The organism is Bradymonas sediminis (genome assembly GCF_003258315.1).
GTDB classification, from domain to species: Bacteria; Myxococcota_A; Bradymonadia; order Bradymonadales; family Bradymonadaceae; genus Bradymonas; species Bradymonas sediminis.
In genome coordinates, this window is the sequence record NZ_CP030032.1 from 3,102,501 (window position 1) to 3,119,596 (window position 17,096).

Consider the following 17,096-nt stretch of genomic DNA (forward strand, 5'->3'; position numbering starts at 1 on the left):
AATTACCGGCGGACCTTGCGTTCTCCGTTGTCCCTCATCTTCATCACCTCGCCTCGTGGTGTGGGAATATTTGCCCACTTGCCATCGCCTACGCCTTTCGGCCTCGACTTAGGTCCCGACTCACCCTGGGCTGATTAGCATGGCCCAGGAATCCTTCGGCTTTCGGCGACCGGGTTTCTCACCCGGTTTCGTTGTTACTCACGTCAGCATACTCTCTTCCAGAACCTCCAGGACTCCTTATCGGTATCCCTTCGACGGCGGCTGGAATGCTCTCCTACCACTGCACGCTCCCGAAGGAGGATGTGCAATTCGCAGCTTCGGCGGACGACTTAAGCCCCGGTGTATTTTCGGCGCGGATTCACTTGACCAGTGAGCTATTACGCTTTCTTTCAAGGATGGCTGCTTCTAAGCCAACCTCCTGGTTGTCTGTGTGCTTCCACATCCTTTTCCACTTAGTCGTCACTTAGGGGCCTTAGCTGGCGATCTGGGTTGTTGCCCTCTCGCCTACGGACGTTATCACCCGTAGACTGACTCCCGGAATAACACTCAACGGCATTCGGAGTTTGATTGGGGTCGGTAGGCGGTTAGCCCCCTTACCCATTCAGTGCTCTACCTCCGTTGGTGAATGTTCCGAGGCCCTACCTAAATAGGTTTCGGAGAGAACCAGCTATCTCCAAGTTTGATTGGCCTTTCACCCCTACCCTCAACTCATCCCCTGGCTTTTCAACGTCAGTGGGTTCGGTCCTCCATTCCGTTTTACCGGAACTTCAACCTGGTCAAGGGTAGCTCACTTGGTTTCGGGTCTGCGTCACGCAACTTATTCGCCGGTTAAGACTCGGTTTCCCTACGGCTTCACCTAGAACGGTTTAACCTTGCTACGTAACAGCAACTCGCTGACTCATTATGCAAAAGGCACGCAGTCACACGGTCCATCCCGAAGGATGAACATCGTGCTCCCACTGCTTGTAGGCGTACGGTTTCAGGGTCTATTTCACTCCCCTTATAGGGGTTCTTTTCACCTTTCCCTCACGGTACTTGTGCACTATCGGTTGTTTGCGTGTATTTAGCCTTGGATGATGGTCCACCCAGCTTCCAACAGGATTTCTCGTGCCCCATTGTACTCGGGAGCGTATAACTGGAGGCAAACACATGTCGTCGACGGGGCTTTTACCCTCTATGGCCGGTCTTTCCAGTACCGTTTGACTATGCATTTACTTTGTAACTCCAGCCTGGCACCGCAATACCAGGGATATACGTCCCACAACCCTACGTGAGCAACGCCTGCGGGCTATCACACTCACGTAGTTTAGGCTCTTCCCCGTTCGCTCGCCGCTACTAAGGGAATCTCAATTGATGTCTCTTCCTCCGGGTACTGAGATGTTTCAGTTCTCCGGGTTCGCTTCCTAAAGACTATGTATTCATCTAAAGGATAATCTGGGTTTAACGCCAGATTGGGTTGCCCCATTCGGAAATCAGCGGATCGAGGCCTATTTGGCGGCTCCCCGCTGCTTATCGCAGCCTTTCACGTCCTTCATCGCTAGCAAACACCTAGGCATTCACCGTACGCCCTTTGTTACTTAATCTAAGTATATTTCTATCCAAACTCGCCCGAAGGCTCGTTTGAATACTAAGTTCGCTTGATGTTTCTATGTCTCGTTGGACCTAGTCACGATCAAGCTTTCTTAGAAAACTTGCTCGATTCCAGGGTCCATCGGACCAGTTTTAATCGATTTATTTCATATTTCTTTTATCTCTTCTCAACGCGGGCCGAAGCCGTTGTGTCGAATCGAATAAAAAATATGGAAGATGCCTGATTCGAAGTTTCTTAACGATTCCTGGCGAAATGTAACACCAGAAGTCAAAACTTCTCAAAAGACACTGTCCTATGCAATTTTCAAAGAACCTAAATCGCTACGCTTTTTCTTTACGGCGTAGAAGTTCAGACAAGACGGCACGTCCATCAAAGCTAAAAATGCGCTTTGTAGGACCAATCGTTGCGAGACATATGTAGATACGAATCGTATTGAAGCTAAATATAGCTCCTTAAAGGAGGTGATCCAGCCGCAGGTTCCCCTACGGCTACCTTGTTACGACTTCACCCCAGTCACCATCCACTCCTTCGGCGGCTCCCTCCTCGAAAGGTTGGGTCACCGACTTCTGGAGCAAACGACTTCCATGGTGTGACGGGCGGTGTGTACAAGGCCCGGGAACGTATTCACCGTGGCATGCTGATCCACGATTACTAGCGATTCCAGCTTCATGCAGTCGAGTTGCAGACTGCAATCCGAACTGAGGCCGGTTTTTTGGGATTGGCACACTCTCGCGAGTTAGCAGCCCTTTGTACCGACCATTGTAGCACGTGTGTAGCCCTGGATATAAGGGCCATGAGGACTTGACGTCATCCCCACCTTCCTCCGAATTCACTCCGGCAGTCTCTCTAGAGTGCCCAGCATAACCTGATGGCAACTAAAGATAGGGGTTGCGCTCGTTGCCGGACTTAACCGAACATCTCACGACACGAGCTGACGACAGCCATGCAGCACCTGTCACCGCGCTCTCCGAAGAGCACTCCCTCTATTAAGAGGGATTCGCGGGATGTCAAATCCAGGTAAGGTTCTTCGCGTTGCTTCGAATTAAACCACATGCTCCACCGCTTGTGCGGGCCCCCGTCAATTCCTTTGAGTTTTAACCTTGCGGCCGTACTCCCCAGGCGGTTCACTTAATGCGTTAGCTTCGCCACTGAATCTCAATTGACCCAGCAACTAGTGAACATCGTTTACGGCGTGGACTACCAGGGTATCTAATCCTGTTTGCTCCCCACGCTTTCGCGCCTCAGCGTCAGTACCAATCCAGTCAGTCGCCTTCGCCACTGGTGTTCCTCGTGATATCTACGGATTTCACCCCTACACCACGAATTCCACTAACCTCTCTTGGACTCAAGCCATCCAGTTTCCAATGCACCTCCGAGGTTGAGCCTCGGGCTTTCACATCAGACTTAAATGGCCGCCTGCGCGCGCTTTACGCCCAATGATTCCGAACAACGCTTGCACCCTCCGTATTACCGCGGCTGCTGGCACGGAGTTAGCCGGTGCTTCCTTTGAAGGTACCGTCAAACCCAACAATGTGGGCGTTCTTCCCTTCTGACAGTGCTTTACGACCCGAAAGCCTTCTTCACACACGCGGCGTTGCTGCGTCAGGCTTTCGCCCATTGCGCAAGATTCCCCACTGCTGCCTCCCGCAGGAGTCTGGGCCGTGTCTCAGTCCCAGTGTGGCTGATCGTCCTCTCAGACCAGCTATCCATCACTGCCTTGGTGAGCCGTTACCTCACCAACTAGCTAATGGTCCGCGAGCCAATCTTGGAGTGCCCGAAGGCTTTGACCACTCCGACCGAAGTCGGTGGGGTCTTATGCGGTATTAGCCACCCTTTCGGATGGTTATCCCCCGCTCCAAGGCATGTTACTCACGTGTTACTCACCCATTCGCCACTTTACTCGGGGGCCGAAGCCCCGTTTCTCGTGCGACTTGCATGTGTTAAGCACGCCGCCAGCGTTCGTTCTGAGCCAGGATCAAACTCTCCAGTTTTGGAGATGAGCTCATCATTTTATATTAATCAATCACCCCACGACGGGTCGCAGGGTAACGTTAAAGCGATCACTTATGCGTTAACACGTCTTTTCGATTCAGCAGCTCCGAAGAACCAGTGAAACGAAAGAAGAAATGATGACGTTCATATGTGAACTTTGTTTGATGAACCACGTACAGGTTTTTTATCGATTGATAACCGAGCACTTTTCATCCCCGAAAGGATAAAGCGATGTGAAATTCGGGGACCTGTCAAAAGCCCCACTTTCAAACACCTTGCACTCGAGTCGTACGCGCTTCGGGCATCTACGTCCGAGCTCCCTGGCGAGTGGTAAACCACTTCGGACCGAGGAGCGCGCGTCGCACGACAGAACAATTCGCCTGCACAACACATTCGCCAAACAAAGAGCACTTCTTCTTCTCAAGACGTGCCGTCTTGTCTGAACTTCTATTCCGTTTTCAAAGAGCGCTTTCCGAGTTTCGCTTTCTCGTTGCCGAGAAGCTTTCTCATCAGCGAGCGGCGGAAGCTAGTTGCTTAACCTCAGCCTGTCAAGCGCCTTTTTGATTCTTTTTCGAAGTGCCGAACTTTCGTTCGAGCGCCTCTAGGCGACTTGGTTTCCGTTGACTCTCGTCAGCGGGAGGCGGGTTCTACATGCGAGCTACCAGCCTGTCAACAACCTTTTTGATTCTTTTTCGAAGCGTTTCAAAACCGTCTGAAGTGCTTCTGGTTGCTGCCCCATCGAGTCGATATTCCTCGTCGACGGGAGGCGGAACCTAAGGGCAGTTGGCGCTTTGGTCAAGGAGTATTTTACCTTTTTGTGACCTTATTTCTGAAATGTGCGTTTGGCGGGCGCAGGAGGCATCTTCACCGGTTCAGGTCTGCATCAAGTCGAGGATCGTCGCGTCGATTGAGGACGGTGAATCGCCCCTCATCCCTTAAAAGCATCCGCAACTCGTACCCTCGTCGGTTCGAGCCCCTCGGTAGACGTTGCCAGAGTGGCCCTTCGACCGGCAGCATTCGGAACATGCCTTTGCGTCCCCAGCCAATTCGCATTCGGGGTAATACGACCTCTCTGCATTGACCACCGTGCCCACGCCTAAAACGAAGGTCGCGCCGCAGCAGAGCAACGACATCAGAATCGCGACGGCGAAGCCAATAAGCATGATCACAATATAATTTCTTTGCTTGGGTTGCTCCTGTTCCAACGTAGGCTTCCTCCGGATAGATATGGGGACACTGGGACGGTGAGCATATCAAAGGGCCAGGGAATTCTCTAGATGGATGGGGCGCGGGGTCTTCGGTTAGTGGAGGCTGAACCATCTGACGACGCTTCCAGGGGGCAGCTGCGCCTCGGCGGGCGGAATCAAAGCAATCGCATCCGCTCTATAGAGCTGTGTCATCTTATGGCCTCCGACCGGCAAGAGCCGCGCGACGCCCCGCCCGTCGTAGTCCAATTGACACCCGCACCACGTGACACGTCGCGCGCAACACCCCACCGCCTCGCCCAACACACCGCCCCGCATGCGCGGACCGGGTTCCGACCGCCCCTCCAATCGGTCAAGCACCCGCCGCAGGTAGACATACGCCGATACAAACACCGCTCCGGGGTTCCCTGGAATCCCGAGCAATATGCACTCATCCCTCCTGGCAAATAACAAGGGCTTGCCCGGCCGCTGCCTCACTCTCCAAAACACCGTCTCAAGCCCCATTGCCTCGGCGGCGTGCGTGAAGAAATCATACTCCCCCACCGACACACCGCCCGTGCTGATCACGAGGTCCGAGGCGGCGAACGCCTCCGCGAGTGCCGTCGCGACCGCCTCGCGCTCATCGGCAAGCGCGACAATGCGTACGTTCGCGTAACCGCGCATCCGCAGCCAGCCCGCCAGGAACGGGCGGTTCGCGTCGTAGACCTCCCCGGGGCCCAGCGGCCGCCCGGCCGACGCGATCTCGTCGCCGCTGATCAGAAGCGTGATGCGCGGTTCACGGTAGACCTCCACTTCGGCGTGCCCGCACATCGACAGCACGCCGATATGCCGGGCGTCCAGGCGCTCTCCCGCCGCGATCAGCCGCGTGCCCTCGCGCAGTTCCTCGCCGCGCCCGCGAATGTCATGCGCCGGGGGGACGCTCGTCTTAAAATAGACCGCCCCGCCCTGACTCATCGTGTCTTCCTGGCGCACGACCGCGTCGGCGCCCGGCGGAATCCGGGCGCCCGTAAAGATTCGCACCGTCTCTCCCTTTCCAATATGCGCCAGTTCGCCGGCCGCGCCGGCCGCGACCTCTCCGACCCGCGTTAAGCACACGGGCGCCTGCTCCGAGGCGTCGCCAAGATCTTCGGCGCGCACGGCGTATCCATCCATCGCGCTTTGCGAAAACGGCGGCAGGTCGATCTTCGATAAGACATCTTTTGCCGCAACCCGGCCGAGCGCCGCGTCCAAAGACACCGTCCGGGTGGCGAGCGCGGAGATATTCGAGTCGAAGAGGTCGAGGGCATGGGCGACGTCGATCATAGAACGTCCAAAGTGAAGGGATGAGTCGATTGGAAATACCGCGCGCCCGGAAAACTCAGCGCAGCGCGCGCGACCTGCGCAGTGTTTTCGCGACATGCAAGATAGACGGAAAGAGCGCCTCGCAGGTTTCGCGCGCGCCGCCGCGGCTCCCGGGTAACGTGAGCACCAGGGTGTCCCCGATAAGCCCGGCGACCCCGCGCGACATAAACGCCACCGGCGAGCGCGACTGTCCGTAGGCCCGCGCCGCCTCCATAATTCCGGGGATGGGTCGCTGCAATAGCGCGTCGACGGTGTCGACGGTCACGTCGCTCGGGAGCACGCCCGTGCCGCCCACCGTCACGATAAGCTCAAAACCGTCGGCGACCCAGCGCGCGATCGCTTCCTCGATAAGCCGCGCGTCATCGCCCATCACCACCGCCTCGCCGAGCTCCACGCCATCGGGGGCCAGGGCCTCCACGGCCTGGCGCACGATTCCCCCGGCGCGGTCCTCTTTATGTCCACCGACCACCGCGTTCGATGTCACCATCACGGCCGCCCGCAGCGGTGGGTCGAAACGATACGACTTCACTGCAGCGCCGCCGGTTTGCTCCACGATGCGCGCGTCTTCGATGATAAGGTGCTCGGCCACGTCCGAAAGCGCCTCGATCATCGACACCGCGCAGATATTCGCGGCCAACAGCGCCCGGGCACCGAGCCCGGCGCGCGCGCGTCCCTGACACTGCGCCGTGATCCGCAGGCGTCCATCCTCCCAGGCGAAGTTCAGCTCAACAACTTCGAGCTCCGCGTGGTGACTGTCGGGGATGAACTCACCGGCGCGCCGAGCGGCCAGCATGCCCGCGGCGCGCGCGGCGTGCATCACACCGTCCAATCGCTCACGCAATGCCCCAAACGACTCGCCGATTTCGGCGGCGCGCAGATAGGCCTGCGCGCGGGCGTAAGATTGCTGACGAGGCTGATGCATATTAGAATTTCCCGGCGAATTCAGTCACTCAATCAACCTTCTCAAGCTGGCCGTCGCGGATCGTGACCTTCTCGCTGAAGATGGGAATCGCGATTTTTAGCGCCACGGTATAGACGAGCAATCCGAGCGCCCAGATCCCGATCGTCACCTTCCACTCCACCAGGCTCGGGGAGTATTCGACGATCTCGTGCATGGTGCTCGGGATAAAGCCCGGGACGACCAGGCCCATGCCCTTCTCGATCCACACGCCCACGAAGGTGAGCACGCACGCGACGTTCAGCACCGTCCAATTGCTGCGGGACGCGGGGTGCAGCAGCATCAGCGCGGCGGTGACATTCAGGGCGATCGCGCTCCAGGTCCAGGCGACCAGCCCGGTGTGGCCATGCAGGCCAAAGAATAGGTATTCGGCCGCCGCGGTGTGCGAACCGCCGGTATAGAACTCGGTGAAGAGCTCCGCGCCGTACAAGAAGAGGTTAATGAGGACGGTTACCCGCAGCACCGAGGTCAGCGTGCGAATCGGGCTGCTGCCGAACTCGAAGTCGCTGAAGCGCCGGATGAGCTGGAGCGACAGGATAATAAACGCGGGGCCGGCGACAAACGCCGACACCAGAAAGCGTGGCGCAAGAATCGCGCTATTCCAGAACGGGCGCCCGCCCAGACCGGAGTACAGAAACGCGGTCACGGTATGGATCGAGATCGCCCACACGATCGACAGAAACACAAAGGGGATATACCAGCGCTTATCCGGCTTCTCGCCCAAAAATTTCTTGTAGAGCAAATACCCGCAGATATGCAGGTTGATGATCAGATACCCGTTGAGGACCAGCATATCCCAGGTCAGCATCGAGATCGGCCAGTTGAATCGCCCAATCACCGGCATCATATGAAGCAGACGGTCCGGGCGCCCCATATCCGCCACGACAAACGCCACCGACATCACGATGGACGCGATGGCCAGCAGCTCCCCGATGATCACGACATCGTGCATCTGCTCGTCGTCGTAGAGATACGCCGGGATCACCATCATCACGCCGCCGGCCGCCAGCCCCACCATAAAGGTGAAGTTGGCGATGTAGAGCCCCCAGGAGACGTGGTCGCTCATCCCCGTCAGGCTCATGCCGGTGGCGACCTGATGGGCCCAGGCGTTGAGCCCCACCAGGGCCAACGCGGTCAACAGGGTCATCCACGCATAGAAGAGCAGGCTGCCGTCGGTCGCCAGGACCAACGAGCGCCAGATAAATTTTGGATAGCCGATCAAATGCTTCGACTTGTCGACGTGGGCGCGGCTGCTCGTCTGGTTGGTGCTCATATCGTTGCTGCTCATATCGCGGTCACACCGTTCGGATAATCAGGCTTAATTATCAAAGAAATAGAAGAAGCTCGGCACCGTACCCAGGTCCTGCTTGAGCACGAAAATCCGTTTATTCTCAAGCACATAGCGAATCTCGCTATTGGGGTCGAGCATATTGCCGAAGACGCGCGCGCCGGTCGGGCAGGCGTCCAGGCAGGCCGGATTCTTGCCCTTGCGCGTGCGGTGCAGGCAATAGGTGCACTTCTCCATGGTCCCCTTCGGGCGGATGCGGTTGGACAGATACGCCTGGACCGGGTTGATCTCCTCGGCGGGGACCTCCGGCTTTTTCCAGTTGAACCGACGAGCGTGGTAGGGGCAGGCCGCCTCGCAATAACGGCAGCCGATGCACCAATTATAGTCGACGACCACAATGCCGTCCTTCTCCTTCCAGGTCGCCTCGACCGGGCAGACCTTGACGCACGGCGGATTATCGCATTGCTGGCATTGCACCGGCATATAATATTTACCGTCGGCCGGGACCTCATGGTCGTAGTCGACGCTGCCCTTCTCAAAGTCGATGGAGCCCTGCTCCATCTCGTAGACGCGGATATACGAGTTATTGGTGGAGCGGTCGTGGTTATTCTCCACGTGACAGGCCTCGGCGCATTTTCGACACCCGATGCACACGCTTAAATTGAGGGCGTAGCCATATTTCACCCCGTCCATCGGGCGCACATCTTCGATTTGCACCTCGGCGCCGTATTGCTCCGCGGTCTCCGACTCCAGGCGGCGCAGCACCTTTTGCATCGCCTCGGGATCGAGTTCCTTATAATGCTTCTGCAGGAACTCATCGACCGAGGTCTCCTTGGTGAGCGCGGTCATCGGCGCGATCGCCTTGGCGAACGCCGCCGCGCCCAGGGTCGCCCCGACGCCCTTTAGCACTGTGCGTCGGCTCACGCCGCCTTTGGTTGGCTCTTCTTGGCTGATATGACTCATACTCATTCCCTATTTAAACTGCGTTGGCCGAATGAACGGTCGACTACGAATTGCGCTCAAAGCTACTTATTAATGCGCGCTGCCCTTATTTGCGCCGCCGAAGAAGCGGTCGCGCGGCGGCGGCGCGGGCATCATCGAGGGGTACACCGGGTCATGGGGGTCGTGGCAATTGATGCAATTATTGCGCACGCGCGGCCCCTTATCGAGGTCCCAATAGCCGCTCATCCCGCCGTGGGCGCCATTTTGATAGTCACGCAACTTCGGGCCGTGGCATTGGCCGCACAGCTCCATCGTATCCTCAAATTCGATCACCTTGCCGTTGGCCGCGCGCAGCGTGTTGCGGTCCGCGGGGTTATGGCAGGAATTGCAGGTCAGCGCGCCGTGGGTGAACTTCATCCCCTTATGGAAGTCTTCGAGCTCGGTGGGGTATTCAGCCGGCGCCTTGTCGATGTCGATGGTATGACAGGTCGAACACATCACCCCGGCGAACTCCTCTTTGCCGACGCGCGTCTTGAGCGTGCCGAGCTCTCGGGAGGCGACGATCGTGGTCCCATAGCGCTTGGGCCCTGGCTCCTGAGCCACCGGTGCGCTCGGGACAACCGGCTCCTCGCCCGACGACCCGGTACACGCGCCGAGTCCCACCGCTAAAAAAAGCGCCACCAACGTCGCGCGCACTAATGATGATATCGGCATTATTACTGCTACCTTCCATTTCAGGTCTGAAACCTACAAATCCAACAAATTGCACTTAGAGCAACCTTTATACCACAACGCTATGATCCAGATCACGGCACGCTCATCAGCGCACCGAATCCCCATCACTGTCCATCATGCTCACGACGAGTGATACGATTCCTCAGCAAGTCATGCAAATTTTGCACCAGGCAACTTGCGCGCGCAAATATTGCACATAAGAACCCTCGGCTATCGAGATTGAAGCACCTTCGCAGATATTCATACCAGCGCGCAATACTCTAATATCGCCTCGCGAAAATCCCTCCAAAGATGCTGAACAGCTACATCCGGCTTCGCGCATAATCCCCTGCGCGTCTCCCACCCACTTTTGAAATAGATGCTTCGGAGAACACCTGCTACGGTAGTCTTCAGCGCACGCTAAAATAAAGATTCAACAGGGATGATATGATATATATCACCTGCATCCATGCGATGGAACGTAACTTGTACTACCTCCGAATAGGGGAAATGGTTGAATTCCAGCTAAGTCGCACGCGCATTATAGATACCCGGTGAGTTGGCCCAATTTCCCATTCGCCTATTCGCGCCACTCTGATATTAAAGAGAGCAAGCATGCCCATCAGCGCAGTCGTCGTCACCTTAAGTTCGCAGCCAGAATCACGCGAAGCCGCGTTGAGCATTCTGCGCGCTGATCCGCGCCTGACCCTGGGCGCGCTTCAACGCAATCAATTGCCGGTGGTCGTCGACACCGAGAAGATCGCCGACGGGGTCCTCATCGTGCGCGAGGAGCTCCCGAGCATCGACGGCGTGGAGTTTGTGCATGTGGTCTCGGTCGACTTCTCCGACGTCGAGGATTTCGACGAGAAATTGCCGCCGCGCAGGCGCTCGCGCACCTGATGGCTTATGCCCGAATCGCTGTGCCCCAGATAAATACGAGGTTATTCGATGGATCGCCGTAAATTTTTGAAGATCGCCGCGCTCACCACCGCCACCGCCGCGGCCAATAAATTGGCCTACGCGCAGGAGTCGGCCGGCAAGGCCCCCCAGGGGGATGACGCGACAACCATGATGTCGGACTCGGTCGTCTGGAATAAGGCCCCGTGCCGCTTCTGCGGCACCGGGTGCCACCTGCAGGTGGGCGTCGACAAGAAGAAGGGCAAAGTCGTGGCCATCGCCGGCGACCGCAAAGCCGAGGTCAACAAAGGGCTGGCCTGCGTCAAGGGCTACCACGCCGGGCTGCTGCTATACGGCAGCGACCGCCTCACCACCCCGATGCTCAAAAAAGGCGACAAACATGTGCCCATTAGCTGGGATGAGGCGCTGTCGATCGTGGCCAAGCGCGTCCTTAAAGACCCGAGCGGCTTCGCGTTTTACGGCAGCGGGCAGTGGACCATTCCGGAGGGCTACGCGGCCCAGAAATTCATGAAGGGCGGACTCGCCTGCAACCATATCGACCCCAACGCGCGCCTGTGTATGTCCAGCGCGGTCACCGGGTTCGAGAGCACCTACGGGGTCGACGAGCCGGCCGGCACCTTCACCGATCTCGACAAGGCCGACGTCATCATCTGCTGGGGCAATAACCCCGCCGAGATGCACCCGGTTCTGTTCAGCCGCATCATCGACCGTCGCTCGCGCGGCGAGAAGGTGGAGCTGATCGATCTCGGCACGCGGCGAACGCGCACGACCGATCACGCCGACCACTATATGGAGTTCAACCCGCAGACCGACCTGGCGATCGCCAATTGCATCTCCCAGCAGCTCATCGCCAACGGCACCTACGACCGTGAGTTCGTCGAGAAATATTGCAATTTCCGAAAAGATAATGACCTCAGCAACCCCACCCTCAAGGGCGACGCGACGACCTTCGAGGATTATAAAAAGCTGGTCGCCGAATATACCCCCGAGATGGTCTCGGAGCTCTCGGGCCTGTCGGTCGCCCAACTCCAGCACCTCGGAAAGATCTTTGGCGACCCGAAGAAAAAGATCACCAGCCTGTGGTGCATGGGCATGAACCAGCACACCCGCGGCACCGACATCAACCGGCTGGTCCACGGCATCCACCTGCTCAGCGGCAAATTCGGCAGCCCCGGCAACGCCCCGACCAGCCTCACCGGCCAACCGTCGGCCTGTGGCACCGCGCGCGAGGTCGGCACCCTGGCCCACCTGCTGCCCGGCGGGCGCCTGGTGGCCAAACCCGAGCACCGCAAGGACGCCGAAGAGTATTGGAATCTGCCCGCGGGGCGCATCAACCCCACGCCCGGCTATCACACCGTGAAGATGTGGGAGAAATTCTCGACGCCCAGCGACAAAGGCGGCGATATCCACACCATCTGGGTGCAGGTGACCAACCCGGGGCAATCGCTGCCGAACCTGGAGAAGCTCTTTTACCCCAGCCGCAAGCTCGACGATAAATTCCTCATCGTCTCCGACGGCTACCCCACCGAGAGCACCCGCCACGCCGACCTCATCCTGCCCAGCGCGATGTGGGTCGAGAAGAACGGCATGGTCGGCAACTCGGAGCGGCGCACCCAGCAGTGGTTCCGCATGGTCGAGCCGCCCAAGGGCGCGCGCGACGACGCCTGGCAGACCATCGCGGTCGCCCGCAAACTCTACGACCTCGGCTTTGAGGGCATGAAGGATAAAGACGGCAAATTCATCTTCGCCATGCAGGACGAAAAGGGCAAAGAAGTCCCCGTCTGGAAGTGGGAAAATTACTACGATATCAACGTCGACAAGCAGCTCTTCGAGGAGTATCGCCTCTTCTCGCGCATGAAGCACAAAAACCTGGCGCCCTACGACGAATACGTCAAAGCGCGCGGGCTTCGCTGGCCGGTGGTCGAGCAAAAAGACGGCACCTGGCGCGAGACCCAATTTCGCTTCGCCGCCTTCGACGACCCGTTTGTCGAGAAGGGCAAGAAGATCGACTTCTACCACTCAACGACCAACGATGGGCGCGCCCAGATCTGGTTCGCCCCCTATACCGCGCCGCCGGAGATGCCCGACAAGGAATACCCGCTGTGGCTGTGCACCGGACGCGTGCTCGAGCATTGGCACTCCGGGACGATGACGATGCGCATCCCGCAGCTTCGGCGCGCGATGCCCCAGGCCTATGTCGAGATTAACCCCTCGGACGCCAGAGAAATGGGCATCGCCAACGGCGAAAAGGTGCGCCTGGTGACGCGCCGCGGGCAGCTCGACCTGCCGGCCTGGATCAACGGACGCGGCAAGCCCCCAAAAGGCAGCGTTTTTGTACCCTGGTTCGACGAACGCCTGCTCATCAACCTGATTACGCTCGACGCGCATTGCCCGATCTCGAAGCAGCCGGACTACAAAAAATGCGCCGTTAAGATCACTAAGATCGCCGAATAAGCCGCTTAAAGGAGTCGTCATGTCCACCAAATCGGGCAGCCACAAACCAATCCAGATCTTTCTCGTCATCGGGATTGCCGTCGCCTTTATCGGGTTCTTCGTCGGAACGCGCTCGGGCAGCCAGGTTGAACACACCGGCTACCACGACCCGCCGGCCCAGCGCCCCGGCGGCCAGGCGATCCCGGCGCGCAGTTATACCGAGATTTTGAGCAATCCGCTCTCAGAGAACGACCATTGGAAGTCGAGCATCGCGCAGCTGGCGGCCGAGCGCCCGGAGCTCTACGCCGAGGTCAAAAACTCCCCGGAATTGCTCGCCAAAGCCCTGGCCGAGCGCGCGAATAACCGCGCCTACGCCGGCGCGCCGCCCACGGTCCCGCACCCGGTCAAGCAGACCGGCGACCTGGCCTGTGCCGCCTGTCACACCGACGGGCTTGAGGTCCGCGGGCGCGTCGCCTCGCCGATGAGCCACCCCTTTATGACCAACTGCACCCAATGCCATGTCCCGAGCAACCCGGCGGGGCCGGACGACCCGGAATTGCTCGGCCCGATGTCCGAGGAAAACACCTTCGTCGGCATGGCCGAACCCAGCGGTGGGCCGGTGGCCTGGATGGGCGCGCCGCCGCAGATTCCGCACCAAACCTGGATGCGAAACGAGTGCGCGAGCTGCCACGGAAGCCTCGGCAAAGCGGGCATGAAGTCCACGCATCCCTGGCGGCAAAACTGCATGCAATGCCACGCGCCCTCGGCTCAATTCGACCAGGATATGCCCCCCGCGACCCTCGCCCCGGCGATGCCGCTGGCGACCCCATAAGCATAGCAAGGCGCCTCGATGTTTGATTGGTTCAAGAAAAAAGACGCGAATACACAAAGCGACGCCGACGAGAAGGATGAAAAGCGTCGCTATAACCGGCGGCAATTTTTGCGCGGAAGCTTCGTGCGCGACGCCCTCGACTTCTCCGAAGGCGACGCGGCGAGCGGGGCACAGCAGGCCTCTGCGCCAAATAGCGGGGCCTCGGGGCACCAAAAAGTCGACCTCCTGGCCTTCTTAGGCCAGCTCGACCCGCATAGCTCCGAGCGCCAACTTCCCCCGGGCGTCGACGAATTCAACCCGCGCCCGCGCGGGACCATCCCGGTGGTGCGCCCGCCCGGGGCGGTCGCCGAGCATGATTTTTTGCAATTCTGCACCCTCTGCGACGCCTGCCTCGACGCCTGTCCGCACGACTCGATCGTCGCGGCACCGGCGCGCTTTCGCGAGGCCGCGGGCACCCCGATGATCGACCTGCTCGACAACCCCTGCCGGATGTGCGCGGACACCCCGTGCATCAACGCCTGCGAAACCGGCGCCCTGGTCGCCATCGACCCGGCGGCCCTCGCCCCCGAAGAGAAGCCGGTCTATAAGATCGGCCTCGCCCTGCTGCAGCAATATAATTGCCTGGCCTATAATCATAGCTTTTGCACCGTCTGCGCCGAGCGTTGCCCCCACGAGGGCGCCATCATCCTCGACCAGGGCAAGCCGCGCATCGTCGCCGAGCATTGCACCGGGTGCGGCGTCTGCCATAGCGTGTGCCCGGCGCCAATGAACGCCATGATGGTCATGCCGAACCCGAGCCGCCCGCCCGCCCAGCGCCCCGAATAATCACCCCGGAAATCACGATGAACGACGCCAATCCCCCCGAACTCCCCGAGATAAATCAGGGACTCCTCGACGCCGCCACCCTCGCCCAATATTACCAGGACCTGGAGCTCACGCGGGTCTTCGGTGTGATGGTCAAAGGCGGGCCCGAGCGCTACGCAAACGAGCAGAGCGTCCCGCTTGAAACAGCCCGCCAACTGCTCGCCGACGGGCTGTGCCACGGCATCCAGATTCGCTATATCTGGCAGGACGAAGAGTGGTGGGACACGCTGGTCGGCACCGGCGACGGCGTGCGCCTGGTGCGCATCAAACACGCGTGGGACGGCGAGTAAGTCGGGCTCAAGTTTTTTAGATCGATTTTGCCCGCCGGGCGTTCAATTGGATGGGCCCTACTCTTCTCCTCAATTTGTGAGCGCACCGATGTCCTTTCGTCCGGCATATCTTATCGCCCCCCTGGCACTCGTCGCCCTGACTTCGGCTGCATTTGCGTGTTTCGCCCAGGAAACCGTGGTCGAAACGACGGAGCACCACCATATTGTCGCCCCGGAAACCGTCACGATTGGGACGCAGGCCCAGGCCGTGGAGCCCGCGCGACGGCCCGAAAAGGAGGTCGTCGCGCCCGTGACCGTCCACACCGCCGCGCTCACCGACACCTACGCCTGGCTGGCCGGCGAAGAGTTCGCGGGCCAAGAGTTCACCCCCATGGACGCGCGCTTTGCGCCGCCAGAAGGTTATACCCGGGTCGAAGTCGCCGAAGGCACATTCGCGGCGTTTTTGCGCGGGTTGCCGCTCCTCACCGACCGAAGGACCGTGCACTCCTATTCAGGTGAGCGGCTGCGGAGCCCGTCGGCGGCCATCGTCGCGATGGACGTCGGCGCGCGAAACCTGCAGCAATGCGCGGACACCGCGATTCGTCTGCACGCCGAATATCTGTGGTCCTCCGACCAACGTGACCAACTCGCCTACCATTTTACCAGCGGCGACGAGACCCGCTGGGGCGACTGGAAGAACGGCGAGCGCTTTCGCATCGCCGGCTCCAAGGTCAAGCGCGTGCGCAGCGCCAAACCCAACGGCTCCCGCGCCGAATTTCGCCGCTGGCTCGACACCGTCTTTATGTACGCAGGTACGCGCTCGCTTCGCCTGGACAGCAAGTCCGTCCAACCTCGGGCCATCGAAGCCGGCGACTTCTTCGTCGCCCCCGGCTCCCCGGGCCACGCGGTCATCGTGCTCGACGTCGCCGAGAACGCCCAGGGCCAACGCATCGGACTGGTCGGCCAGGGCTTTATGCCCGCCCAGGAGCTCCACGTGATTCGCTCGCGCGGCCCCCAGGTTATCGACCAGGTCTGGTTTGTGCTCCCCGACGAGGGCCAGCAAATTGACACCCCGTCCTGGGACGCATTTTCGAGCGATCAATTACGCCGCTTCACCACCGACGCGCCAAAATGAATCATCGCCTCCCCATCGCCATCGCCATCCTGGCCGGCGGCCAGAGCCGGCGCATGGGCCAAGACAAGGCCCTGCTTAAAGTCGGCGACACCACCCTGCTCGAGCGCATCATCGACGTCGCCCAGCGACTCACGCCCACCGTCGCGGTCATCGGGCGCACCGGCGAGCGCGACGACACGCGATGGATTCAAGATGACGCGCCGGGATTTGGGCCGCTGGGCGGGTTAAAGACCGCGCTCACCCACCTGGACCAACCCGTCATCTTGCTCGCCTGCGACATGCCCCGGGTGGACGCCGCGGCCTTGCAATGGCTGCTCGAGCACGCCCGCGAATCGGCGGCCGAGCACGGCGTCGCGACCCTGCGCGATGGCGCCTTCGAGCCGCTCTTCTCATTCTACCGCCCTGCCCTGCTGCCGCGCATTGACGCGCAACTCGCGACCCGGCGCCTGTCACTTCGACGACTGATCGAATCGGGTGATTTTACCCGCCTCGACGCGCCTGCGCCGGTCGGCGCGAAGTTGCTCAATATCAACACCCCGAGCGAGCTCGGCGCGCTCGGGGATCTGGAGTCGCGGTAGGCCCAAGAAATCGAGCAGGCCCAGCAACGCGTGTCT

12 protein-coding genes and 2 rRNA genes (1 of these 14 only partly in view) are annotated in these 17,096 nt (G+C 59.7%); 7 read left to right on the plus strand and 7 right to left on the minus strand.

Going from position 1 to position 17,096, the window contains the following annotated elements:
* From DN745_RS11700 to DN745_RS11730, 7 genes are all read right to left on the minus strand, one after another.
* Nucleotides 1–1,583, minus strand: a 23S ribosomal RNA gene (locus DN745_RS11700) (it extends 1,478 nt beyond the left edge of the window).
* A gap of 462 nt (nucleotides 1,584–2,045) precedes the next feature.
* Nucleotides 2,046–3,582, minus strand: a 16S ribosomal RNA gene (locus DN745_RS11705).
* The 16S and 23S rRNA genes sit together here, the layout of an rRNA operon.
* 1,302 nt (nucleotides 3,583–4,884) lie before the next feature.
* Nucleotides 4,885–6,090: a molybdopterin molybdotransferase MoeA gene (locus DN745_RS11710; RefSeq protein ID WP_162687628.1), complete on the minus strand. Its 1,206-nt coding sequence runs from the start codon at nucleotides 6,088–6,090 to the stop codon at nucleotides 4,885–4,887.
* A 55-nt stretch (nucleotides 6,091–6,145) separates the two neighbouring features.
* Nucleotides 6,146–7,051, minus strand: a complete 906-nt coding sequence (locus DN745_RS11715) for a molybdopterin-binding protein (RefSeq protein WP_111335067.1) — start codon at nucleotides 7,049–7,051, stop codon at nucleotides 6,146–6,148.
* Nucleotides 7,052–7,079: 28 nt separating this feature from the next.
* Nucleotides 7,080–8,375, minus strand: a complete 1,296-nt coding sequence (dsrP, locus tag DN745_RS11720) for a sulfate reduction electron transfer complex DsrMKJOP subunit DsrP (protein ID WP_204354978.1) — start codon at nucleotides 8,373–8,375, stop codon at nucleotides 7,080–7,082.
* 30 nt (nucleotides 8,376–8,405) lie between these two features.
* The gene (locus DN745_RS11725; RefSeq protein ID WP_111335069.1) at nucleotides 8,406–9,344 is read right to left on the minus strand and encodes a 4Fe-4S dicluster domain-containing protein; all 939 of its coding nucleotides are present in this window, start codon (nucleotides 9,342–9,344) and stop codon (nucleotides 8,406–8,408) included.
* A 63-nt stretch (nucleotides 9,345–9,407) separates the two neighbouring features.
* Complete coding sequence (locus tag DN745_RS11730) at nucleotides 9,408–10,031, minus strand: cytochrome c3 family protein (RefSeq protein WP_133621888.1); 624 nt, start codon at nucleotides 10,029–10,031, stop codon at nucleotides 9,408–9,410.
* 615 nt (nucleotides 10,032–10,646) lie between these two features.
* Here DN745_RS11730 and DN745_RS11735 point away from each other — a divergent pair.
* The 7 genes from DN745_RS11735 to mobA all read left to right on the plus strand — a co-directional run bounded on the left by DN745_RS11735 (nucleotide 10,647) and on the right by mobA (nucleotide 17,060).
* Nucleotides 10,647–10,931, plus strand: a complete 285-nt coding sequence (locus DN745_RS11735; RefSeq protein WP_111335073.1) for a hypothetical protein — start codon at nucleotides 10,647–10,649, stop codon at nucleotides 10,929–10,931.
* 48 nt (nucleotides 10,932–10,979) lie between these two features.
* Nucleotides 10,980–13,403, plus strand: coding sequence for a molybdopterin-dependent oxidoreductase (locus DN745_RS11740; protein WP_111335075.1), 2,424 nt, complete (start codon nucleotides 10,980–10,982; stop codon nucleotides 13,401–13,403).
* A 19-nt stretch (nucleotides 13,404–13,422) separates the two neighbouring features.
* Nucleotides 13,423–14,214, plus strand: a complete 792-nt coding sequence (locus tag DN745_RS11745) for a diheme cytochrome c precursor (RefSeq protein ID WP_111335077.1) — start codon at nucleotides 13,423–13,425, stop codon at nucleotides 14,212–14,214.
* 18 nt (nucleotides 14,215–14,232) lie between these two features.
* Nucleotides 14,233–15,039: a 4Fe-4S dicluster domain-containing protein gene (locus tag DN745_RS11750; protein ID WP_111335079.1), complete on the plus strand. Its 807-nt coding sequence runs from the start codon at nucleotides 14,233–14,235 to the stop codon at nucleotides 15,037–15,039.
* 17 nt (nucleotides 15,040–15,056) lie between these two features.
* Complete coding sequence (locus DN745_RS11755) at nucleotides 15,057–15,368, plus strand: hypothetical protein (RefSeq protein ID WP_111335081.1); 312 nt, start codon at nucleotides 15,057–15,059, stop codon at nucleotides 15,366–15,368.
* 88 nt (nucleotides 15,369–15,456) lie between these two features.
* On the plus strand, nucleotides 15,457–16,482 hold the full coding sequence (locus DN745_RS11760; protein ID WP_111335083.1) for a DUF4846 domain-containing protein: 1,026 nt from the start codon (nucleotides 15,457–15,459) through the stop codon (nucleotides 16,480–16,482).
* The gene (gene mobA / locus DN745_RS11765; protein ID WP_111335085.1) at nucleotides 16,479–17,060 is read left to right on the plus strand and encodes a molybdenum cofactor guanylyltransferase; all 582 of its coding nucleotides are present in this window, start codon (nucleotides 16,479–16,481) and stop codon (nucleotides 17,058–17,060) included. Before DN745_RS11760 ends, mobA begins: the two co-directional genes overlap by 4 nt.
* The last annotated feature ends 36 nt before the right edge of the window (nucleotides 17,061–17,096 follow it).